Here is a 23,420-nt window from a genome sequence, read left to right as displayed (position 1 = left end):
ATGGCACTTCCAAAGATTCAACCCTATGCAATGCCTGTAGAGTCGGAGCTTCCCGTCAACAAGGTAATGTGGACACCGGATGCGAAGCGCTCGGTACTCCTGATTCATGATATGCAGCAATATTTTATGAACGCCTTTACGGCAGGGCAATCCCCTGTTGTGGAGCTGATCGATCATATTTCACAACTTCGTTCAAAGTGTCATGAGCTTGGCATTCCGGTGGTCTACTCCGCACAACCGGGCGGACAGACTCTGGAGCAGCGTGGGTTACAGCTGGACTTTTGGGGTGCGGGAATTGATGGAGGACCTGTGCAAAAAGAGATTATTGATGCGCTCGCACCCGCTCCCCAGGATACGTTCATGACCAAATGGCGATATAGCGCCTTCCAGAAAACAGACCTGTTTGAACTAATGCAGCGGGATGGCCGCGATCAACTGATCGTTTGCGGTATTTATGCACATATCGGATGTCTGATGACCTCTTGTGAAGCCTTTATGAGAGACATTCAGGCGTTCCTGGTTGCGGATGCAGTAGCTGACTTCTCGGCGGAAAAACATCTCATGGCCCTGACGTATGCAGCAGAAAGGTGCGCGGTAACACTGACAACCGGACGTTTACTTGAATCTCTAAATGATTCTGCCGCTGACGGAAATGAAGGAGCACTGAAATCCGAAGTGGGTGAGCAAGGGGAGCGCTCCTATGCTGCATCTGCTCAGGTGGCTGTATTGGAGGCTGAGCAGCAAACGGCATCCGCAGCAGAGCCAATTCAGGACGGAAGTCATGGCGTTGAACAAGTCACGTTGGAAGCATTGAGAAATCAGGTTGGAGAGATGCTCCAGGAGCAGCCTGGCAACATTGGAGAGCACGATGATCTGATTCAGATGTGGGGACTGGATTCCATTCGTATTATGAGTCTGGCTGAGCGCTTTCGAGTGGAAGGAGCGGGGGTAACGTTCGTGGATCTGGCGGAGCTGCCTACATTGGCTGCATGGGCAGCATTGCTGGATAAGGCCCAAAATAAGGTGCTTCCGAACGGAGACTACTTTTGAGCGGGGCCGTGCATACGTCGCACAGTCGGGACACGGCTTGGCCCCTGTCCTCTGCACAGTCAGGCATCTGGTTCGCTCAGCAGTTGAATCCGGACAATCCGATGTACAATACCGCCGAGTATGTGGTCATCGAGGGTAGTGTAGACACCGGACGATTCGAAGAAAGTGTGCGACAGACCGTTTCGGAAGCAGAATCGCTGAATATGGTTTATGGCGAAAATGAACAAGGTCCATGGCAGTCTTTGAACAGCAACCCGGATCATTGGACATTTCATGTCATCGACGTGAGGGAGGAACCGGAGCCCCACACAGCAGCACTGGCCTGGATGAAAAATGATCTGGCCAATCCCGTCAATCTGGCGACAGGTCCACTCTTCACGGAGGCATTGTTCCAGCTGAGCCATGATTGTTATTACTGGTACCAGCGCATCCATCATATCGCGATTGACGGATACGGCGTTTCGCTGATTACCCGCAGGGTGGCGAGCCTATACTCTGCAAGGGTAAGAGGAGAAGGTGTAGATCAAGTCCAGCAGGGGGCGTCGTTTGGCTCATTGACGGCTGTACTTCAGGAAGACGAGGCTTATCTTGGCTCCGTGGACAAAGAGCAGGATCGTCAGTTCTGGATGGATCGATATGCTGATGAACCGGATGTTATCAGTCTGGGGGAACGGGCTCCGCGAACCTCTACCTACTTCCTGAGACAGAGCGGTCTGCTTACACAGCCGCAGCGCGAGCAAATGCAGGCGGCAGCGGCAAGGTTCGGTGTGACCTGGCCGGATTTGTTTGTAGCGGCAACAGCCATTTACGTACACCGAATGACAGGGGCGACCGATGTTGTGCTGGCCCTGCCCGTGATGTGCCGATTGGGATCAACATCCTTGCGGGTTCCGGGTATGGTCATGAATGTACTTCCGCTGCGTATCAACGTAGAGTCAAATCTGACCGTGTCAGAGTTGCTGAAACAGGTTGTCCAGGAGATTCGGGCGGTACGCAAGCATCAACGCTATCGGCACCAGGATCTGCGGCGTGATCTGAAGCTGCTTGGAGAGAATCGTCGCCTGTTCGGACCCATGATTAATGTCATGCCATTCCACCATGAATTAAACTTTGCAGGGCAGCGCGGCATGATTCACAACCTGTCCACGGGCCCGGTAGACGATCTGTCCATTCATGTGGTGGACCAAGGGCATGGTCATGGGCTGAGTATTGATTTTGATGCGAATCCGTCTATCTACAATGATTCCGAACTGCAGAACCATCAGCTTCGTTATATGCAGCTGCTGAACTTGGTAATGCAGGAAGGCATGGAGACGGTGGGACGACTGGACTTGCTGCTCCCTGCCGAACGTGAACAAGTATTGGTGACATGGAATGGAACGGGAGGGGTGACGGCCGATAGCAATTCAGCAGCACTGTTTGAACAGCAGGTCCGCCGCACACCTTCTGCAACGGCGCTGACATTCGAAGGGGAGTCCCTGACATATGCGGAGCTGAATGAACGAGCGAATCAGTTGGCTCATGAATTGATACAACGATATCAGGCAGGACCGGAACAGCGGGTGGCCATTGCTCTGCCTCGTTCGCTCGAAGTGGTCATCGCCATTGTGGCTGTCCACAAAACGGGGGCCGCCTATGTGCCGCTTGACCCTGACTATCCCGAAGAGCGTCTGATCTACATGTTGGCTGATGCCAAGCCTGCTTGTGTGGTGACGGTGATGGACCATGTTTCCAGTCTACCGACAACATCCAGTGTACCGATGATGGTCATGGATGAACCGAATACTGTTACGGCAGTGAGTCGCCGGCCTGGAAGTAATCCCGAAGGTGATGATCTGACAAGTACAGCTTCTCTGCTCAATCCTTCGTATATTATCTACACTTCAGGCTCCACAGGTAAGCCCAAGGGCGTAGCCGTAACCCATTTGGGGCTGGCGAATCTGCTTGAGGATATGAAGACGAGACTACAGGTTGGTCCGCAGGACCACTGGCTGTCGGTGACCACGATTGCTTTTGACATATCTGTACTGGAAGTATTTCTGCCGCTTACGACGGGTGCCCGGCTGGATATTGCACACAAAGAGACGATTCTTGATCCGGTAGCTCTGGCTGGGAAGATGAGAGAGCTGGGAACCACCATCATGCAGGCTACGCCTACGTTATGGCAGTCTTTGGTGACGAGCCGGCCAGGGCGATTCGATGGGCTAACCGTGATTACTGGAGGAGAGGCGCTGACGGAGGAACTGAAGCTTTCTTTGCAGGAATTGGGGTGTCACGTCAATAACCAGTACGGCCCAACCGAGACAACCATTTATTCCACGGCTGCCTCGTTCGACACAGGGGTGATGGGGAAACCGTCGATTGGTGGTCCGGTTCGCAACACACAGCTATATGTGCTGGATCAAGGCTTAAAGCCAGTACCCTCGGGTGTAGTAGGGGAACTCTATATCGCAGGCGAAGGGCTTGCGCGCGGGTATTTGGGCAGGCCTGATCTGACCGCAGAACGCTTTGTAGCCAATCCCTTCGGTCAGCCAGGCAGTCGGATGTACCGTACAGGAGATTTGGCGAAATGGCTGCCGGATGGTTCTATCGATTATTTGGGTCGTGCAGATCATCAGATCAAAATTAGAGGTTTCCGGATAGAACTGGGCGAGATTGAATCGGTAATCTCCAGGTATCCTGGCGTAGCTCAGGTCACAGTCCTGGCTCGCGAAGACCAACCGGGAAACCAGCGATTGGCAGCGTACGTAGTGGGTGAGTCTGAACTCGAGAATCGTATGGATCTGGCAGAACTAAGAGCTTACGTGGCGGATGCGTTGCCGGATTACATGGTGCCTGCTGCATTCACACTACTGCCCGAGATGCCGTTGACACCGAATAAAAAAATCGATCGCAAACGGCTTCCTGTGCCTACTTTGCTGTCCAATGCCAATGGACGGGAGGCGCGCACGCCACAAGAAGAAATTCTGTGCAGTCTGTTCGCTGAGATTCTTGGTGTTGGTCGTGTGGGCATTGACGATGATTTCTTTGAATTGGGTGGGCACTCCCTGCTGGCTGGACGAATTACAGCACGTATCCGTGATGTATTCGGTGCAGATCTGACCATTGGCAGTGTATTTGAAGCTCCAACCGCCGCAGGCCTTGCCAAACGATTGGATCAGGCAAAATCGGTGAGACCTGTTATTCAGCCTGTTTCACGTCAGGGGGAGCTTCCACTCTCCTTTGCCCAGCGGAGGTTGTGGTTCATGTATTGTCTGGAAGGCGCCAATCCGACGTATAATATTCCGCTGGTTGCCCGGTTGGCCGGGAAGCTGGATACGGATGCTCTGGAGAACGCCCTGCAGGATATTGTAGACCGTCATGAGACATTACGAACGTTGTATCCGCCTGAAATGGGTTCTGCGAGCCAGCATATTCTGAATGCTGCTGACGTCAAAGTGAAATTGAATATAACCGCTGCTACGGAGCAGGAGCTTCCCGAGCTTCTGACAGAAGCGTCACGCTACAGTTTCCAGCTTTCCACTGAACCAGGCATTCGTGCCGAGTTGTTCAGAATCGGCGCTGATGAGCATGTGCTGTTGTTGTTGCTGCATCATATTGCCGGGGATGGATGGTCATTGTCACCGCTCATCCGCGATCTGTCGGTGGCTTATGCATCACGCTTGCGGGGTTCTTCACCTGCCTGGGAGCCGCTGCGCATTCAATATGCCGACTATGCGGTGTGGCAGGAGAGATTGCTAGGGAATGAGAACCAGCAGGACAGTCTGATTGCAAGACAGATGGAATTCTGGAGCAACCAGCTGGCCCATTTACCGGAGCAGGTTACATTCCCTACGGATTACGCACGTCCAGTCGTGTCCAGTTATCGCGGTGGGTCAGTGCCTTTTACGATCAGTCAACGTTTGCATGAGCAATTGATGATCATCGCACGTGAGAATAAAGTCAGCCTATTCATGGTGCTGCATTCGGCACTGTCCTTGCTGCTTACCCGAATGGGAGGAGGAACGGATATCGCGATAGGAACACCGATTGCCGGACGGAGCGATGATGCGCTGGATGAAGTCGTGGGTATGTTCATTAACACCCTTGTGCTGCGCGCAGATACTTCAGGTGATCCAACATTCCGTGAGCTGCTGGCTCGTGTGCGGGAAGTCGACCTGGCTGCATATGAACATCAGGATCTGCCCTTTGAACGGTTGGTTGAAGTATTAAATCCGCCTCGGTCGCGTTCCAAACATCCGCTGTTCCAAGTGATGCTTGTTCTGCAAAATACACCGGATATTCGTCTTGATCTACCGGATATTGCGGCGGAAACCCGCATTCATGGTGTGGGTTCATCCAAATTTGATCTAACCCTTGAGCTGACAGAGCAGCGTGAGCATAACGGGTCTCCAGGCGGAATTGAAGGTGTGCTGGAATATAGTGCAGATCTCTTCCGGGAGTCTACTGCAGGTGAACTTGTGGTCCGATTGATGCAGGTGCTTGAAGATGCAGTGCAGCAGTTGGATGAGCGAATCAGCAGATTTCATGTCGTGACCCCAACAGAGCAGGCCCAGCTTGAAAAAGAATGGTCCTTTACGCTGAGTGAGGATGCACAACTGACCATAGCCGAGCGCTTTGAAATACAAGCAGCGGCTCATCCGGAAGCGACTGCCATGAACTGTGAGGATATCACCTTGAATTACAGGGAGCTGAATGCAAGAGCCAATCAGCTTGCCAGATTACTGATCGCTCAAGGCGTGGCACCGGAACAAATGGTAGCACTGGCCTTGCCTCGTTCTGTTGAAATGGTTGTGGGCATTCTCGCCGTGCTAAAAGCAGGGGCCGCTTATCTGCCGCTTGACCCCAATTATCCGGCAGATCGGTTGACACATATGCTGACAGATGCAGCACCGAAAGTAATGGTAACGAGTACAGAGGTATACACCTTGCTTCCGCAGGTGGCAGAAATTCAGTGTATTAATATGGACGATTTGCATACTTTGCAGCAATTGCAGATGCTGGATGATCGAAACCCTGCAGATAGTGAACGCAATGGGCGTGTAACACCTCTGAACCCGGCTTACATGATCTATACCTCGGGTTCAACAGGCAAGCCCAAAGGGGTCGTTATTCCGCATGCTAATGTCATCCGTTTATTGGATGCCACGCAGCACTGGTTCCATTTTGACGCGAGTGATGTGTGGACCTTGTTCCACTCCTATGCATTTGACTTCTCCGTCTGGGAAATCTGGGGACCGTTGCTACATGGAGGGAGATTAGTCGTTGTTCCTCATGAGATCAGCCGTTCACCTGGAGCGTTCCTGCAGTTGCTTGCTGAGCAAAAGGTGACCGTATTGAACCAGACGCCATCCGCATTCTACCAACTCATGCAGGCTGACCGGGAAAATCCGGCCTGGGGACAGCAGCTCGCACTCCGTTATGTCATTTTTGGAGGCGAGGCACTGGAGCTTGGTCGCTTGGATGACTGGTATGAACGCCATGCTGATGATGCGCCAAAACTCATCAATATGTATGGCATCACCGAGACGACGGTTCATGTCAGCTACCAAGAATTGCATGCAGGCAGTTCTACGGAAGGTGCGAGCAGCTGGATTGGATGCGCCATACCGGATCTTCGGGTATACGTGCTGGATGATCAGCTTGAGCCTGTACCAACAGGAGTAACCGGAGAGATGTATGTAGCCGGAGAGGGTCTGGCTCGTGGTTATTGGAATCGACCTGATCTTACAGCTGAGCGATTCGTTGCTGATCCATACGGTCCACCAGGCACACGTATGTACCGGACAGGAGATCTGGCGAAGCGTTTGCATGATGGCTCGCTTGATTATTTGGGGCGGGCGGATCAGCAGGTGAAAATACGGGGATTCCGCATTGAGCTTGGCGAGATTGAAGCGGTGCTGGCAAGGCATTCAAGCGTAGCCCAGGCTGCTGTAATTGTCCGTGAGGACCAGCCGGGGGATAAACGTCTTGTAGCTTATATCGTTCCGGCTTCGGACACAGGGACGATACCGGAATCGACTGCCTTGCGTCGTCATGCGTCTGCTAGCCTTCCGGATTATATGGTTCCATCTGCGGTTGTAGCGATGGAGAGCCTGCCACTTACACCGAATGGCAAGCTCGATCGCAAGGCACTACCCGCACCGGAAATGCAATTAACGACAGGTGGCAGAGCGCCTCGTAACCCGCAGGAGGAGATCCTCTGTGATTTGTTTGCCGAAGTATTGGGCATGCGCAGTGTAAGTATCGACGACAGTTTCTTCGAGCTGGGTGGCCATTCGCTGCTGGCTGTTCGCTTGATGAGTCGCATTCGTGAAGCGATGGGAAGGGAGCCGGGGATCGGCATTTTGTTCGAAACAGCTACCGTAGCGGGACTGGCGGAGCGACTGGAGATGGATTCGGATTCCGGAAAAAACTCGCTTCAAGTGCTGTTGCCGCTCAGAACGCATGGGGAGCATCTGCCTATATTCTGTGTCCATCCCGCAGGAGGACTTAGCTGGTGTTATGCCGGGCTGATGAAACATCTGGGCATGGAATATCCACTCTATGGGTTACAGGCCAGAGGAATTGCTGAGTACGAGGAACTTCCGTCTACACTGGAAGATATGACAGCAGACTACATCCGCCATATCCGCACGGTACAGCCTGAGGGACCTTTCCGTCTGCTGGGCTGGTCTCTCGGAGGCAACGTAGCTCAGGCTATGGCGGTACAACTGCAATTGGAAGGGGAAGAAGTGGAGTTTCTCGCCATGCTGGATGCGTATCCAAGCCACTATCTGCCGATTCGCGGAGAACCGGATGAGGAAGAAGCCTTAACCGCATTGCTTGCACTGGGTGGTTACGATCCGGACAGCATTGGAGATGGGCCGCTGGATATGGCAACGGCTATGCGCATATTGCGCAGTGAGGGCAGTGCGCTGGCAAGTTTGGATGAAGAGACAATCATGAAGCTGCGGAAGACCTATGAAAATTCCGTACGGATCTTGGGCGCCTACACGCCATCCCGATTCGAGGGGGATCTGATCTTCTTCCGTTCCACCATTATTCCTGACTGGTTCGACCCGATTGAACCGGAAATGTGGAATGCGTACATCGGGGGCCAATTGGAACGTCATGATATCGCTTGCCGTCACAAGGACCTCTGTCAGCCTGGGCCTCTGGAGGAAATCTGCCGAACACTGGCCGCCAAGCTGGAGGGGCTGAACAAGCGCGAAATTCAACATAAATAGGAGGATAAGGCGATGAGCAACCCATTTGAATATGAAGACAGTAATTATCTGGTGTTAATCAATGAGGAGGGGCAATACTCCCTCTGGCCTGCATCCCTTGAAGTGCCCACAGGTTGGACCGTGATGCTTGGCAAGGCCAAGCGCCGGGTATGTCTCGATTACATCGCCGAGCAATGGACAGATCTGAAACCGTTAAGCCTCTGTGAGGAAATCGGCATGCCTTGGGCTGTTCATGAGGCTAGCAGATGAAATTCGGTCTGAATCCCAAGGTCATTGTCAGCATCGTCTACGTGTTGGCGATGTTTATGGTGGCCATGGATGGAACGGTCTTGAACGTAGCCTTACGAACCATTAGTGAGGAGCTGGGGATTCCCCCGGCTGCTTCGGGTACCTTGAACGTGGGGTATTTGGTGAGTCTCGCTGTATTCTTGCCTGTCGCCGGGTGGCTTGGTGATCGATGGGGAACGAAACGAGTTTTCTTATCCGCACTGGCACTGTTTACGGTATCCTCTGCACTGTGTGCGACGGCCGATCAATTAAGTACGCTGACGTTCTTTCGCATTTTGCAGGGTGCAGGGGGTGGTCTGCTTACTCCTGTGGGGATGGCGATGCTGTTTCGAACCTTCCCTCCCCAGGAACGGGCCAAGGTATCTCGAATGCTCGTACTGCCCATCGCGCTAGCCCCGGCCCTGGGGCCGATTGTTAGCGGATTGATTGTGGACCAGCTCTCTTGGCGATGGATCTTCTATGTGAATCTGCCCGTCGGCATTCCAGCGGTAATCTTCGGAATGATTTATCTGAAGGAACACAAAGAACAGGGAGCCGGTCGACTGGATGTACCGGGGTGGTTATTATCTGCCCCAGGACTCGCTCTGACGATGTACGCTCTTAGTCAGGGTCCACTGCGAGGGTGGACTTCCCCTCTTATTATTGGAGCTGGTCTGACGGGAATCATCCTGCTCACGTTGCTTGTGTTTGCCGAACTGCGCGCGAAGCAGCCTTTGCTTGATCTCCATTTGCTGAAAGACCGTTTATTCCGCTATTCGGGTCTGGTGTCGGTATGTGGAGCAGCGGGTCTGCTGGGCATGTTGTATGTATTTCCGCTGATGTATCAAAACGTGCTTAACGCCTCTGCGCTGGAGACAGGACTAACCACATTCCCTGAAGCTCTGGGACTTATGATCGCTTCGCAGCTTGTGCCCTGGACATATCCGCGGCTGGGCCCGCGTAAGCTGATATCCATGGGTTTGATCTGCACGGCTGTGATTTTCATTACGCTTAGTCAGATTACAGTGGATACGAATCCGTGGTTCATTCGTTCATTATTGTTCGGCGTGGGGATCTTCCTGGGGCAGACGGTAGGTGCGGTACAGATTGCTTCTTTTGCCCGAATACCGCCTCCTTCCATGGGACGAGCCTCCACCTGGTTCACGGTGCAAAATCGGCTGGGTTCCGCCATTGGAATGGCTTTATTGTCTGCTGTTCTGGCTGGCGTAGGTACAACGACGGTTACTGCGGCTGGAGCGATGGAGCCGAATATGCTGGCGTACCGTTTGGCTTTACTGGGGGCTGCTGCGTTTTTGTTAATTGGCCTATGTTTTGCCCTGAAAATCAGCGATGCTGACGCGGCAGCAACGATACGAAAATCCAGTGGTCACGGTCTCTTCCGGAGGCAAAAGAAATCTCCACCATTGACGCAGGAATCGTCTGTACAATCGAAAGGTTAAGTCCTGTAGCCTGGCAGTTGAACATGATATCTCTTCAGATCAGGAGTACGTGAATGCAGTTCATTGAATATTATAAAGTCCCTGGCGGGTTCGCCGGGGACTTTTCGGTATTTCTAAATGCGTGCTAGTTCATCAATCTACAATAAAATCTAAATTGCTATGTTTGTTACATTCTTTTCTAAGTTTATGCTGCTCGAGCAATAATCTGATTTCTCTCAAGAACCGCTTGAGACTCAGCATTTGCAGGACGGTAGCCTTTTTCCAGCAATTCTTTAATGTAAATTTTGTTGTAAACGAAGGAGAATACGATTCCACTAACCCAAGCTCCGATGCCCACAGTGAAGACTCCAAGAGCAACACTAATCAAAAACATGATGGCAGCCCATTTCAAATCACCACGGAAAAGCGCAGGAAAAAATCCAAAAAAGAGTGTTGTCCAGCTGAAACCAACCTTAACGTTTTTGGTCACACCTGCATTGTTTTGCAAAAAGATATGCATTTGTCCACTTCCTTCTAAAATAATAAATGGAGAGAGAATCGAGCATTAACAAGTATGTACTGTAGAAAATAGTTATAAATACCTGATCTATATTACCTACTTCTCTTCCTTTTGGTCCTATAGTACCATTAACTGGACAGAATGTTAATCATTTTTTTGAAAATTATGGTTCGGAAAGGGATTAATGCACGTTTTGATAAAATGTAAAAAATGAAGGAGGGGTTTGTAACCCCTCCTTCATAATAATGCTTGATACAACCCTTCGATTGTGATGACATCCGGCTGGGTGGGTAAATCTTCTCCTTCGGAACAAGCTGCTAACATATGACCGTGATCCAGCCGCAGGCTGAGGAATGGATATGCGGCTGCTTCTGGCGAGTGCCAGTTCCCGTCAGCATTGCGGATCATGGAGAATGAGTCAAGTGGCATGGACAGGCCCATGCCGACGGCCTTGATGTAGCTTTCCTTCAGCGTCCATAGACGGTAGAAGGTCTCCAGCTGCATCTCTGCGGGCTCCGCAGCCAGGAATCCGCTCTCCGTGAGAGAGAAGAAACGCTCTGCAATCTTCATGTCGATAGGCGCTATTTTTTCAACATCCACACCCAGAGCAGCGTCACCGCCAGAGATTAAAGCAATCCAATCGCCGGAGTGCGAGACATTAAATTGAACATCAGCATGGTGACTGAGGGAAGGTTTGCCGTATTTGTTACGGGTAAACGAAAGCTCTCCCGGCCTTAGGCCAGTCAACTTGCTCAGCGCCACACGGGTCAACACTTCACCCAGAACAGAGCGATAGGCGTCCGCCTGATGTACAAAACGTGAAGCTTGTCCTCGTCTTTCCTCAGATACTCGCGACAGAAAAAGATTCCAGTATGACTCCGGCAATTCTGCCGGAACTTGAAGAATTTGAATCGTTATCATCATTTATCACCTGACGATGTATTCGGCATGGATTGCACACTTTCCTTTATAATCATCGGTTTATCGGGTCTGCGCGTGTCGCTTCATACCTGCTTTGTTCTTTTCCATTCTTCATGTGCAGCCTGTACCCGTCCCCACATTTCTTTGCGTTCCACTTCTGTGTAATTCACCAACGGTTCGTGGAATTTCTCAGCCAATACGTCTTTCCACTCGGTGTAGGTTTGAATTTCCTTTTTGCGGATACCTTCACGGTCATGCGTCCGGAGCATACATCCACGTAGTTCGTTGCTTTGGAGAGCATGCCTCTGACGGAGTAAAAATGCGTTATGCCAAGGCGAATCGGCTGACTGGCTGTAGAATTCATGCTTGGGAATGAACTCCTCCAGGTTGGTAAGCTCTTCGGGAGCGAAGTCGACACCCTCACTTGGCCCGTTCGGCTCATATTCAAGTCGCCATCCGCCAGGAGCTACGGATGAAGGCATTAATGTATACGTAAATGGCGCCGAACCGTAGGTTCCATAACGAAGAGGAAGCGGTTCAAAGGGCATGCCGCCCAGACCGACGTCCACAATCCAACGTTCCACATTCGGGTCTGCGTCTGGCAAAGAGACCGACAGACCGAGATGGAACGAGTTCACACGTGGCTGCTCTCCATATGGCTGAACTCCGGCACGATGCCAATGCACCGTATATCCCAGAGAGCGAAGCAGAACGCTGAATGCGCCATTCAGATGAAAACAGTAACCACTGCGGCCTTGCAATATAAGCTGGACCGATTCTTGAAGATCAATGCCCGCAGGCCGACCTGCAAAAATATCGACCGTTTGCCAGGATAGATGCTGCACATGTGCCTGCTGGATTTCCGATAGGAATTCCAGGGTGGGTTCCTTGATATTATGAATGCCTATCCGTTTCAGGTAGGCCTGTATTTCAGATGGAGTCAATGTAACATTCATCCAGATCACCTCGAGTCATGTAGTGGGCGTATTATTAATTGCTGCTGCCCTGAATTCATTGTAAAAGTGAACGGATGAAATGAATACACTGGTTTGCTTCAATTGTACCGGTACAGTTAAAATTCCGTTTTTCTAGAAACGTGTATATTTTCCTCGCATCTCACTGTACTGGATATGAATTCGGTTTTCAGGGTGAGCGTCTGTTGTATAAAGGACGATGAGGAATAGCCACTCGAGCGGTTTCATCAATAGATAGACGATATCGGCGGTCCATTTGGAACGAATATGTTTACTAATTGGATATCCATAGCGATTGTACAAACCTCGAACTAAGCCATGGAACCGCGGTGTATACTGCTCCATAACATGCTCGAATGCGTTGGCGATCATGAGTTGCCGGTTAACGTGAATGATGTGGCCATGTCGTATGCCTGCTCGCACGGGTTTGACCCATTTTTGATGTCCACCGGCTGCAACTGTACATAGATAGTGCCCATCACCGGGAATCATATTTGGCGGTGGAGCCGGCAGTCTGGAGTAATTGAAGCTGCTTGTATCCAGAAATACGCGAATGGCGCTATCCGGGCGTTGTCCAAACAGAACAAGGATCAATTGTATAACAAGCTGTATGGGAAACATCAGAATGGTCCACACTATCGGGGCGGTATGAAAGCGAATGATAGACCGGTATAGCAGTCGTTGCCATTTTGGTAAATGCTCCATATCCATAGACGTTTGATATTCAACCAGAGTAGCCTCGATAAAGCCATCCCATGAACGTTTCAACCGACCAATATAAAGGAAGATAAGTGATAGATAGCTGCTCTGCAACAGAAGCACAGCAAACATCAAGAACATACCCGTCTCGGTGTACCAAGCAATGCTAGTATGCGTGATATAGACGATACCCCAAACGATATTTAATACAAGGATACTATTGCATAAGGTATAAATGATCGGTGAGAGCTTACCTGGACGTGTGAACATTGCTAAATAAGCGAGCAAGCCAAGCAATAACGTGACCAAAAGGACAAGAAGACTACGGTGATCCAGCGTGGCGTAATTGGATGCCATCAGGCCGGAGTCTTCATACATGGATAAGGGTTCTCCTCCCTGAACACCCATACTGTCTATTGCAAGACCTGCTGCGAAAAGCAATAGAGTGATGGTCAGAAAAATAAATTCGAACACCTTGAGAAGTTTTCGGCCATTTCCCGAAGCCTTTTTCAGGAAACTATTCAACATAATCCACCCGGAGGCAGCAGGAAGGATCAGGAAGAGTCCTATGAATTGAATCGTTGCATACAAAATATTTCCTCCTTCGATAGCAGTATCGTCTATTGTAGGTTAGAAGACTTTATATGGCAATAATGACCATTATAGAAAAAATGCGACATCGTATTGAGATGATTCTAGGTTTATTACCTATATATAGTAAGTAACAGTAAAGGTTACGCATACACATCTTTCCATCAATGGGAGCGTTATTTCTTTTTCTTGGTATGTTAACCGTTTGGAGTGGATATAGGTTAGAATATAGATAGAAAGCAAGATTAGGAGATGGAAAAAATGGCTAATGATGAAGTGATTTTGACACAGGAAGGCTTGGAAAAGCTGGAGGACGAACTGAGGGAATTAAAGACGGTGAAGCGTAAGGAACTGGCGGCGCGTCTGAAACTCGCGATCAGTTACGGTGACCTGAAGGAAAATAGTGAGTATCATTCAGCCAAAGATGATCAGGCTTTTATGGAAACCCGCATTTTGATTCTGGAGAAAATGCTGACCAAAGCAAGAGTCATCACTTCGGACAATATCGACTCGAACAAAGTAAGCATTGGCTCAACTATTCTGCTTAATGATATCGAATTCGCCGAGAAGATTGAATACATGCTGGTTGGTCCGGCCGAGGCGGATGTTGCTGATAACAAAATATCGTACGAAAGCCCGCTTGGCAAAGAACTGATGGGCAAAGAAGTAGGCAGTGTCATTCATGTCAATGCGCCGATGGGCATTATCAAATATGAGTTGCTTGAAATTAAAATTTAATGGGAATAAAGGTGTTTCGGCAACCATGGAAATGGCTGTTGGAACACCTCTTTTTTATTCTTGCAAAATAATATTCAGCTACGTTTTTTTCGTCCATCCAGAATTTCACGGGTCATGGCAAATACAACCCAGAGCAGGATCACGATATGGATCATCGCAATGGAAATACCCATGCTGTACATCAAGTCATTGGTCAGTCCCGAACCGTGCATGCTAAAGCTCGCTCCATGTCCTCCGCCAAAGTTACCATGCTCACCACCGATGCGAGATAGCCCTTCCTCAGCTCCAAAGTCGCCACCAGAGCCCGTGCTCATGATCATGGCAATATTTACGTATGTAGTCAGGGAGAAGGTGATTGCAGCGTACATCCATTTACGTTCAAAGAACGGAACTAGAACCAAGAATAACAAAGCAGGTATGCTGTAACGCTCATGAATTTCCGTTGGCAGCATAAAGAAGGCGAGATTCACCGCTGCACCTGCAATGAGCAGGGATGGAATACGAATTTCCTTAATCAGCAGTAGATAGGCCGCTACTCCAACCACGGCAATGGCAAGCAGCAGCAGACCAAACATTTTATACGTTACTATGCCAAACAACACCGTAGCATCGCTGGTTCCCGGATCACCAAGCAGGTGATACCAGATATTCATGGCGTTCAGCGAAAGCTGCGGATACATATTAACGGCGCTTCCGTAGGCGTTGGTCAGCATGGTGCCGAGGGTTCCGTTTGCTGCAAAATAGAGAAGCACAGGCAGGATAGCCATCATTAATCCTGCTACAAATAGAAGCGTGGCCCGAAATTGCCTGTGATAAAGCTGGCGTAGTAATACAATACCGATCACCGGAACAATGACAATCGCCTGAAACTTTGCCAGCAGGGCAACGGAGAACAATACACCCGCCAATAGAGGATTACATAGCAGCAGAACGGTAGACAGCACCATTAATGTACTGTGCAGGATGTCGATCTGTCCCCACATGGCGCTGTCGACCAGCAGACCAGGGTTGAAGGAAAGAACTGCAAGCAGCACCAAACGTTTGCCAGAGCTTAGCTTTTTGAATGTGAGGGTCAAGACCGCCAAGGACAGCATATCAAAGGCGATAGGCAGTATTTTCATGGACAGATTGCCAGCTGAGGCGGTTATGCCGAGCCCACCCAGTATCCAGCGGTACAACCCCAGAATGAAGATAAACAATGGGGGATAGTTCTGATCTTTTCCATACAGGTATGATTCACGAACCCCGTATTGGTGGACGGCATTCATCCAATCGACGAACAGGGACTGATCTCCGATATAACCCCTGAATTGTGTTCCAAGGTACAAACGCAGCAATAGACCGCCAGTGAAAATTAGAGCGGCATACAGCCAGAAATGCCTGTTCCATCGGGTATTTGGATCTCTGTAGCTCAGTGTGTTCATCCTTCTCCTCCTCAGCATGGGCGATTGAGATTGGTGCAAGTATAGGTGACCAAGCTGAAAAAGGGATGAATTTTGGGTCATGTTTTACTCGGATGGAAGCTTAAAGTTTGCTGAAAGCCAAGGAAGTGAAAAGATGTATCATGCAATAGATGGAGAGAGGGTCCTGTGAACAGGACCCTCTCTTTTTATGGTTTGGTGGTAGTTTGGGGTTAATGGGGAAGGGGATTAGCTGGCTTGGTTACATTGCTCGGTTACTTGCTCTTTGGCATAGGTATGGAGTGTTTCCGTCAGTTTGCTGGAATCCACGCCTTTTTCTTTGGCAATCGCAGTTAACGTTTTTCCATTCTTCAGTTGGGTTTGCAGCTCATCTGCGGATGTGTTGAACAACTGGGCAGCCTTGGCCAAATAACCGCTGTCCTTGAATTGCTGCTGCTCTGTGGTTAAAGTACCGGTCGTGTTTTTCCAGGACTCATTCAGTTGAGAAGTGACCCAGCTTTTTTCTTTGGTTACGACAGTATTAATGACTTTGCTCTTGTCTACGCCCTGATCCTTGGCAATATCAACGATGGATTTACCAGCCTTGATTTGCTGATTCAACTCCGTTTGCGACAGGTTGAGTGCAGATGCCGCGGCAGATTTATTCAGACTAGTCAGGTTATTGGATGACGTGGTATCCGTTGATTTTGCTGTAGCCGCAGCCGTCTTGGATGTGGTTGAAGTGGTCGTAGACGTTGTTGTTACCGTCGTTACGGTGGTCACTTTTTTGGTCAGGGAATTATTCAGCTGCTTGGTCAGGTCTGTCTTGATAGAAGCCACTTTGGCTTGCGTGAGCTTGCCGGACTTCTGATCACTTGCGAGCTTGGTCAGCTGTGGCTGCAACAAGGCGTTGGTTACTTTAGTTGTGCTGACACCCTTCGCCTTCGCCAGATCTGCCAACGTTTTACCAGCCTGGAATTGCTTTTGCAGTTCCGTTTTGCTTAGACCCAGTACTTTTTGCAGCGATGTATTGGAGCACAGGGAGTTCTGATCCAGACTGATATTGTATCCATTCGAACTCACCTTGGCATTGGCGGCAGCAGAGACTTGAGTTACAGCGGTAGGGGTGGCGGCAAATACCGAAGCCGATGTGGCAGAGAAGATCATCGTTGCACCCAGCATGGCAGGAATCCATTTTTTCATTGTACATTCACTCCTAATTTTTGATTTATTTTTTGTTGCACCCTTACTGTAATCCCGAAAGGTGAAAAAACGGAGAAAGACAGACTGGGGTATTTTTACAAACGCGAGGTATTGGACACGGACCATCTGGAAGTGCGAGAATGTTTGAAAATTAAACCGGGCAGGGTTGACGTGCTCGTCTTTATCACATACTGCTTCTTAGGAGGTTCACATTGACCACACACCGCATACTGCTTGCTGAAGATGATTCCTTGTTGGGTGAGTTGATTGTTCATATGTTGGAGAAAACCGGCTTTGGGACTGTAGAATGGGTGGAAAATGGGGAAGATGCCTATCACTATTGCATGGATTCTCATTATGATGTGGCTATACTGGACTGGATGCTGCCCGGATGGACAGGGCTATCCGTATGCAAAAAATTAAGAGAGAACGGCTATGCCGGAGCAATCCTGATGTTAACCGCCAAGGACGCGCTGTGTGACCGGGTTCAGGGATTGGATGCGGGAGCAGACGATTATCTGGTGAAGCCATTTGAATTGGAAGAGCTTCAAGCCAGGCTGAGAGCCTTGTGTCGCCGTAATTATGCACCGCTGCTGGAGGAAGTTGCCGAGCTGGATGGTCTGCGCCTGAATCGTTCCAGCCTGACGCTGAGTATGGAAGAGCAGGTCATCCAGCTAAGCCCTCGTGAATTTCAGATGCTGGATCTGTTGTTACGGAACAAAAGCGCTACCCTCAGCCGCGAATTAATCCTGGAACGGATCTGGGGGTATGATTCAGACGTTTCGACCAAAATAGTGGATGCCACGATAAAGCTGCTGCGCAAAAAGCTTGAACTGTTCAACAAACAACACCTGATCCACAGCATCCGAGGGGTGGGTTATAAGCTTGAATAATAGAAAACGAATAGGTGGAGACGAACAAGGCATCGATCGAGGGAAAATTAAAGGAAATTTGTTCGGTCGTACGCAGGGTCGACTTAACCTCACATACAGCAGTCTGACGATTGTACTGCTTGCACTATTTGTAGGTGTAGTCTATATTCTGCTGTCCTACATTGTCATCAATGGTCAGAAGAATAATCTTCTCTCTCTCGTTGCAGTTGAGCGGGCTTTGGTGGAAAAGAATATGCAAGAAGGCAAGGAAGGAGATACGCTGGATAATCGAAGGTTATGGGGGTCGGGCAGTGACCAGTTCTTCTATTATGTCCTCCGTTCGGACGGCAAAGTGATCTCAGGCAATGAAATATTCCCGGGGATGCGTTCAGAACTTCTGGGGCTTGTACAGGACTGGAAACCACGTGCCAGGGAGATTAAAGAGGTAAGCCTGAGCGTTCCCGCAGATGTATTGGATAACGGTGAGAAAGATGCCGCACCTGTTGCGCCTTCGACTCTTCATCTGATGGTTACCGGGCAGAACGTGCTGACCAAGAACGGTCCAGAAATGACGCTCTATGCGGGTATTAATGTAACGCCTCAATACAAGCTGCTGCACAGGCTATTAATGCTGCTGATTTTATTGGCAATTCTGTTTGTATTTATTGCTTGTTTCATCGGCTGGCTGATGTCCCGTAAAGCGATGGTTCCTATTGTGAAATCCTACAATCGACAACGTGAGTTTGTAGGAGATGCTTCTCATGAGCTGCGCACGCCGCTGAGCGTGCTGCTGGCATCCGTTAACGCCCTTGAGCTGGAGCTTGGACAGGACGCACCTTCTTTTGCCAGAAGAACCCTTTCCAATATGAAAGATGAGATCAGGCGAATGACACGTATGGTGCAAGATCTACTCGTTCTGGCACGGTCTGACTCGGATGAGCTTGAACTGGTCAAGCGGGATTTCGATTTTCGTCCGATTGCCGAAAAGACGATGCAATCCATTCGGCGTCTCAAAGCGGCAAAGGGCATTCGAATGGAGCTGGAAGGGCCTGATAAGATGGTTCTCAATGGCGATCCGGAGAAGCTTAGACAGGTGCTGACCATTTTGCTGGATAATGCCGTGAAGTTTACTCCACGGGGTGGAGAGGTTCGCGTGGTGCTGTCGGATCGGGATAAAGAGGGACGTCCTGCCTTTCATTTGTCTGTAGCAGACACGGGCGTCGGGATCAGTCCGGAGGATGCGGAGCGAATCTTCGATCGCTTTTATCGTGGGGACAAATCACGTACACGTGGTCCGGGAGGACACGGTCTGGGTCTTTCGATTGCGAAGTGGATTGTTGAAGCGCATCATGGTCGGATTGCTTTGTTAAGCGAAGAAGGCAAGGGCAGCGTATTTAATGTAGACATTCCTGTAAATAAATAACATTTCGATTAATTTCGATTTTCGAATGACCTGAGTGGATGACTGTTATATAATAACGGAAAATCTTAGAACAGATGGAGTAGATATAATGAATTTCAGTAAGTCCAATAATTCAAATTTGAATCAAGACGGACCGGGCAAAGGTGAACGCTTCTCACAGGCCGGATTCATTCTGGCTGCCATTGGTAGTTCAGTGGGCCTCGGCAACATGTGGAAGTTTCCTTATATTACGGGAGAGAACGGGGGAGCTGCATTTTTCCTGCTCTTTATCGTCTGTCTCCTGTTGATTGGTCTACCCGTATTGCTGGCTGAGCTTGCGATTGGCCGCAGCGGTAGAGGAAGCGCGGCAACAGCCTTTATCAAGGCAGGTGGGCAAAAAGGATGGCTAGCGGCTGGTTTGCTGCAAGTATTGACGCCATTTATCATTCTTTCCTTTTATGTCATCATTGCAGGATGGACGCTGCAATATGCAGTGACGTCATTCAGCGGTACGCTGTATAACAATCCGGATTATGCTGGGCAATTTGGTGACTTTGTAGGCGGTTATATGCCGATTGTGTGGCAGCTGATTTCAGTTCTGATTACAGGCTGGATCGTAGCCAAAGGGGTATCGAATGGAATCGAGAAGTTTAACAAAGTGCTGATTCCGGCGATGCTGGTTCTGCTCATTATCCTGATGGTTCGAGCAGTGACTTTGCCAGGAGCTGGTGCGGGAGTTTCCTTCTTCCTGAATCCGGACTTCTCACAGCTCACGACCGAATCTGCGCTGGTTGCGCTTGGACATGCCTTCTTCTCCCTATCGCTGGGTATGGGTATTCTCGTGACATACGGTTCATATGTTGATAAAAATCAATCGCTCGGTGCAGCAACCGTTGCTGTCGGTGCGGGTGACCTGATCTATGCGTTCATTGCGGGTCTTATTATATTCCCAACGACCTTCTCCTTCGGAATTGCACCGGATCAGGGTCCGTCGCTGATCTTTATAGCTCTTCCGGCAGCCTTCTCGGCTATGCCGCTGGGCTTCGTGTTTGGCGGGTTGTTCTTCGTGCTTCTGGCGATTGCGGCATTAACGTCGGCGGTTTCCTTGCTTGAAGTTCCGGTGAAATATTTCATGGAGAGATTATCCTGGAGCCGAAGCCGCGCGGTATGGACCATTTCACTTGCCGTTTTCATCGTGGGGCTTCCTTCGGTATTGTCGCTCGGATTGTTCCCTGAATGGACAATTGGCTCGAAGAGTGTGTTCGACTGGATGGACTTTGTAGCATCCAACATTTTACTTCCGATTGGTGGATTGCTGGTTACTATTTTTGCCGGATACTTCTGGAAAAAGGCTGCCGAAGCATCCGGCCTGCGTGCAGGCTGGTTCCGGGTATGGCTGTTCATGCTGCGTTATGTAGCGCCAATTCTGGTGCTTCTGGTTCTGCTGCACACCTCCGGTATTATTCACTTCTAAACGTCTGGGAATTGAAGTGAAGAAATAAGTTACTGTGCAGATTTGCCATTGATAAAACCTCTTGGAAGAAATGCAAAAGCCCTTGTGTTCGCTCGTCAATTTTGGGACAATACAGAGTAGAGGTTTTTTCGATAGACCGATAAGCCATATGCTTTTTGCGAAAAGAGGACAATAACATGATTAAATCATCCATATATGGATTAACATTAGAGCAACTACGTGACTGGCTGCCGGAGCACGGACAGAAGAAATCCCGTGCTTCCCGCATCTGGGAATGGTTATATCAGGAGCGTGTGCACGATTTTACAGACATGACGGACGTGCGTAAGGAATGTCTGGATGTCATTTCCGAGCACTTCACGATGAACTCGCTGAGTGAACATGTGAAGCAGGAATCCGCTGACGGCACCGTGAAATTTCTGCTGCGTATGCAGGACGGTAATCTGATTGAAACGGTCTTAATGCGCCAAAAATACGGTCTCACTGTATGTGTAACTACTCAAGTGGGATGTAATATTGGTTGCAGCTTCTGCGCGAGCGGGCTGATCAAGAAGAGCCGCGATCTGTCCGGTGGTGAGATTGTAGAACAGATTATGCATGTACAACAGTATCTTGATGCAGCTGGTCAAGGCGAGCGGGTAACTAACGTGGTCGTAATGGGAATTGGCGAGCCGTTTGACAATTTCCAGAACATGACTGACTTCATCGAAGTGATCAAGCATCGTAAAGGGCTGGCACTTGCGGCCAAACGGATCACCGTATCCACGAGTGGGCTGCCTGACAAGATCAAGGAATTTGCAGACAGCAGTCTGCAGGTTAATCTGGCGATCTCCCTGCACGCACCGAATAACGAACTGCGGACACATATCATGAAGATCAACCGGGCCTTCCCGATTGAACAATTGATGGATGCAGTGGATTATTACCTGGCTACGACGAACAAGCGTATTATGTTTGAGTATATTTTGCTCCGGGACGTCAACGATCAGCGGGAACATGCAGCAGAACTGGCTGAACTGTTGTCCAGTCGTAAGAGTATGGTCAGCATCAATCTGATTCCGTATAATCCGGTGGATGAGCACAGTCAGTATCAACGGAGTACGGAAGAGTCCATTCTGGGCTTCTATGATACGTTGAAAAAGAATAACATTAACGCAACTGTACGCATGGAACATGGTACCGATATCGACGCGGCCTGCGGACAATTGCGCAGTAAACAGATGAAAAATAACGCCGCCGAATCTCAGCCAGATCGTCTGGCTTTGGGATAAGGATGCAAGAGAAGAAGTCAGGTTAACGCCTGGCTTCTTTGTCATGTTATTGCAGTCAAATTGACATAGAAGGTGCAAGTTAGTTAGCAAAACAGAAAATATGGTGTGTACGGTTCGTTACAATCCCAAAATGGTTGAATCTCCATTAATAGCACTGACTGGGTGCATTAGAAACCAAAAAGAGCATCCCAAAGTCTTGTTCTTGAACTTTGAGGATGCTCTTTTTGTATTTATTTCAGTTTTTTGGTCATCAGTAGATGTGGAATGCCATCTTCCATGAATACGTCCGAGGCTGCCGTGTATCCGAGACGTTCGTAGAACCCTGAGGCCTGTACCTGTGCATGCAACTTGGCCTTCTCGAGTCCTTGAGCGAGTGCCATTTGCTCCAGCTTATCGATCAGCACACGACCAAGTCCGTGTTTCCGATAATCGATCATGACACAGATCCGTTCCAATTTGGCAACATTTTCGACCACACGTAGTCTGGAAGAGGCGGCAGGAACGCCGTCTACGTAGAGCAGAATATGTTTTGCTTCCGTATCCAATGCATCAAAGGTGTCGAATTCATCTTCAGCCGGCACCCCTTGCTCTTCAACAAAAATAGCGGTACGAATGGCGAAGCAGGCGTCGAGCAATTCCTGGTTATTAGCTTCAACAATAGTTGTATTCATGAATGTTTCTCCTTTAGTCAATCGTAATTCTATTCTGGCATGGTAAACTGGTAGATAGCATGAACGTATACCTGTTCCATGTGTTATCATGGTTAAAATTTAAACTGATTTAAATCAGTTATATCATCAATTATGTTGCGAATGCAACAATTTTATAGAGGAGTGAATCCATTGACTGAAAAAAAAGAAGTGTTGCGTGAAATCGGCATGATTGCCCGCTGTCTGGATTCGATCAGCAACGTTGAATTCCAACATCTAAACTTGTCTCGTGGACAGTATTTGTATCTTTATCGCATATGTGAGAATCCTGGTATTATCCCCAACCAGCTCGCTGAATTAATCAAAGTGGATCGGACCACTGCGGCTAGAGCCATTAGCAAACTGGAAGCGGACGGGTTTGTCGTCAAACAGTCGGCAATGGGTAATAAAAAGAATAAGTTGTTATATCCGACTGATGCTGGTCTTGAAGCCTGGGAGTTCATCCGCAGGGAGGGTGTTCATTCGGACCAGGTAACGCTGGAGGGCTTAACGGAGGAAGAGATCGAGATTGCAGTTAAGCTGCTGCGCCGGATGCGCCACAATATTGAGGTGGATTGGAAATTCGTCAAAAAGGGCGGGCGCCGACCTTATATGGATCAATCTGAATAAGCAAATAGTGATATTCCAGAGCTGTAACAACACAGGAGGGAAATATGCAAG

General features: G+C 49.4%; 17 protein-coding genes. 10 read left to right on the top strand and 7 right to left on the bottom strand.

Annotated elements, in window-relative coordinates; translation table 11 throughout:
• The 4 genes from BLV50_RS18225 to BLV50_RS18210 are packed head-to-tail and all read left to right on the top strand — an operon-like array spanning position 1 to position 10,006.
• Positions 1-1,050, top strand: a complete 1,050-nt coding sequence (locus BLV50_RS18225) for an isochorismatase family protein (RefSeq protein ID WP_090809249.1) — start codon at positions 1-3, stop codon at positions 1,048-1,050.
• Positions 1,047-8,279 carry an amino acid adenylation domain-containing protein gene (locus BLV50_RS18220; protein WP_256337987.1) on the top strand — a complete coding sequence of 2,411 codons (7,233 nt, stop codon included), beginning with the start codon at positions 1,047-1,049 and terminating at the stop codon, positions 8,277-8,279. The genes BLV50_RS18225 and BLV50_RS18220 overlap by 4 nt, the downstream gene beginning before the upstream one ends.
• A 12-nt stretch (positions 8,280-8,291) precedes the next feature.
• Positions 8,292-8,528 (top strand): MbtH family protein, encoded by a 237-nt coding sequence (locus BLV50_RS18215; protein WP_090809247.1) that lies wholly within the window; start codon positions 8,292-8,294, stop codon positions 8,526-8,528.
• Positions 8,525-10,006 carry an MDR family MFS transporter gene (locus BLV50_RS18210; protein ID WP_090809245.1) on the top strand — a complete coding sequence of 494 codons (1,482 nt, stop codon included), beginning with the start codon at positions 8,525-8,527 and terminating at the stop codon, positions 10,004-10,006. Before BLV50_RS18215 ends, BLV50_RS18210 begins: the two co-directional genes overlap by 4 nt.
• Positions 10,007-10,190: 184 nt before the next feature.
• On the opposite strand, the gene BLV50_RS18205 is transcribed toward BLV50_RS18210, so the two are convergent.
• From BLV50_RS18205 to BLV50_RS18190, 4 genes are all read right to left on the bottom strand, one after another.
• On the bottom strand, positions 10,191-10,505 hold the full coding sequence (locus tag BLV50_RS18205; protein ID WP_024629712.1) for a hypothetical protein: 315 nt from the start codon (positions 10,503-10,505) through the stop codon (positions 10,191-10,193).
• A gap of 237 nt (positions 10,506-10,742) precedes the next feature.
• Positions 10,743-11,426, bottom strand: coding sequence for a 4'-phosphopantetheinyl transferase family protein (locus tag BLV50_RS18200; protein WP_177031215.1), 684 nt, complete (start codon positions 11,424-11,426; stop codon positions 10,743-10,745).
• Positions 11,427-11,509: 83 nt separating this feature from the next.
• Positions 11,510-12,382: an arylamine N-acetyltransferase family protein gene (locus BLV50_RS18195; RefSeq protein ID WP_090809239.1), complete on the bottom strand. Its 873-nt coding sequence runs from the start codon at positions 12,380-12,382 to the stop codon at positions 11,510-11,512.
• A 132-nt stretch (positions 12,383-12,514) separates the two neighbouring features.
• Positions 12,515-13,690, bottom strand: coding sequence for a DUF6688 domain-containing protein (locus BLV50_RS18190; RefSeq protein WP_090809237.1), 1,176 nt, complete (start codon positions 13,688-13,690; stop codon positions 12,515-12,517).
• A gap of 261 nt (positions 13,691-13,951) precedes the next feature.
• On the opposite strand from BLV50_RS18190, the gene greA reads away from it, so the two are divergent.
• Positions 13,952-14,428 (top strand): transcription elongation factor GreA, encoded by a 477-nt coding sequence (gene greA / locus BLV50_RS18185; protein ID WP_063565893.1) that lies wholly within the window; start codon positions 13,952-13,954, stop codon positions 14,426-14,428.
• A gap of 74 nt (positions 14,429-14,502) precedes the next feature.
• On the opposite strand, the gene BLV50_RS18180 is transcribed toward greA, so the two are convergent.
• Both BLV50_RS18180 and BLV50_RS18175 read right to left on the bottom strand, forming a co-directional pair.
• Complete coding sequence (locus BLV50_RS18180) at positions 14,503-15,852, bottom strand: hypothetical protein (protein ID WP_090809235.1); 1,350 nt, start codon at positions 15,850-15,852, stop codon at positions 14,503-14,505.
• 225 nt (positions 15,853-16,077) lie between these two features.
• The gene (locus tag BLV50_RS18175) at positions 16,078-17,031 is read right to left on the bottom strand and encodes a hypothetical protein (RefSeq protein WP_090809233.1); all 954 of its coding nucleotides are present in this window, start codon (positions 17,029-17,031) and stop codon (positions 16,078-16,080) included.
• Between the two features lie 212 nt (positions 17,032-17,243).
• On the opposite strand from BLV50_RS18175, the gene BLV50_RS18170 reads away from it, so the two are divergent.
• The 4 genes from BLV50_RS18170 to rlmN all read left to right on the top strand — a co-directional run bounded on the left by BLV50_RS18170 (position 17,244) and on the right by rlmN (position 22,050).
• Positions 17,244-17,924, top strand: a complete 681-nt coding sequence (locus tag BLV50_RS18170; protein ID WP_090809230.1) for a response regulator transcription factor — start codon at positions 17,244-17,246, stop codon at positions 17,922-17,924.
• Positions 17,917-19,326: a sensor histidine kinase gene (locus BLV50_RS18165; protein WP_090809228.1), complete on the top strand. Its 1,410-nt coding sequence runs from the start codon at positions 17,917-17,919 to the stop codon at positions 19,324-19,326. The genes BLV50_RS18170 and BLV50_RS18165 overlap by 8 nt, the downstream gene beginning before the upstream one ends.
• Before the next feature lie 88 nt (positions 19,327-19,414).
• On the top strand, positions 19,415-20,779 hold the full coding sequence (locus BLV50_RS18160; protein ID WP_090809226.1) for a sodium-dependent transporter: 1,365 nt from the start codon (positions 19,415-19,417) through the stop codon (positions 20,777-20,779).
• 176 nt (positions 20,780-20,955) lie between these two features.
• The gene (rlmN, locus tag BLV50_RS18155) at positions 20,956-22,050 is read left to right on the top strand and encodes a dual-specificity RNA methyltransferase RlmN (protein WP_090809224.1); all 1,095 of its coding nucleotides are present in this window, start codon (positions 20,956-20,958) and stop codon (positions 22,048-22,050) included.
• Positions 22,051-22,280: 230 nt separating this feature from the next.
• Here rlmN and BLV50_RS18150 read toward each other — a convergent pair whose 3' ends face one another.
• Positions 22,281-22,721 (bottom strand): GNAT family N-acetyltransferase, encoded by a 441-nt coding sequence (locus BLV50_RS18150; protein ID WP_090809222.1) that lies wholly within the window; start codon positions 22,719-22,721, stop codon positions 22,281-22,283.
• Between the two features lie 207 nt (positions 22,722-22,928).
• On the opposite strand from BLV50_RS18150, the gene BLV50_RS18145 reads away from it, so the two are divergent.
• Complete coding sequence (locus tag BLV50_RS18145) at positions 22,929-23,369, top strand: MarR family winged helix-turn-helix transcriptional regulator (protein WP_240343003.1); 441 nt, start codon at positions 22,929-22,931, stop codon at positions 23,367-23,369.
• Positions 23,370-23,420 lie beyond the last annotated feature (51 nt).

Origin of the sequence: Paenibacillus sp. 276b (assembly GCF_900107875.1) — a bacterium.
GTDB lineage: Bacteria > Bacillota > Bacilli > Paenibacillales > Paenibacillaceae > Paenibacillus > Paenibacillus marchantiae.
Note: the sequence above shows the minus strand (reverse complement) of the source record. Positions and strands in the feature narration are given on the sequence as shown.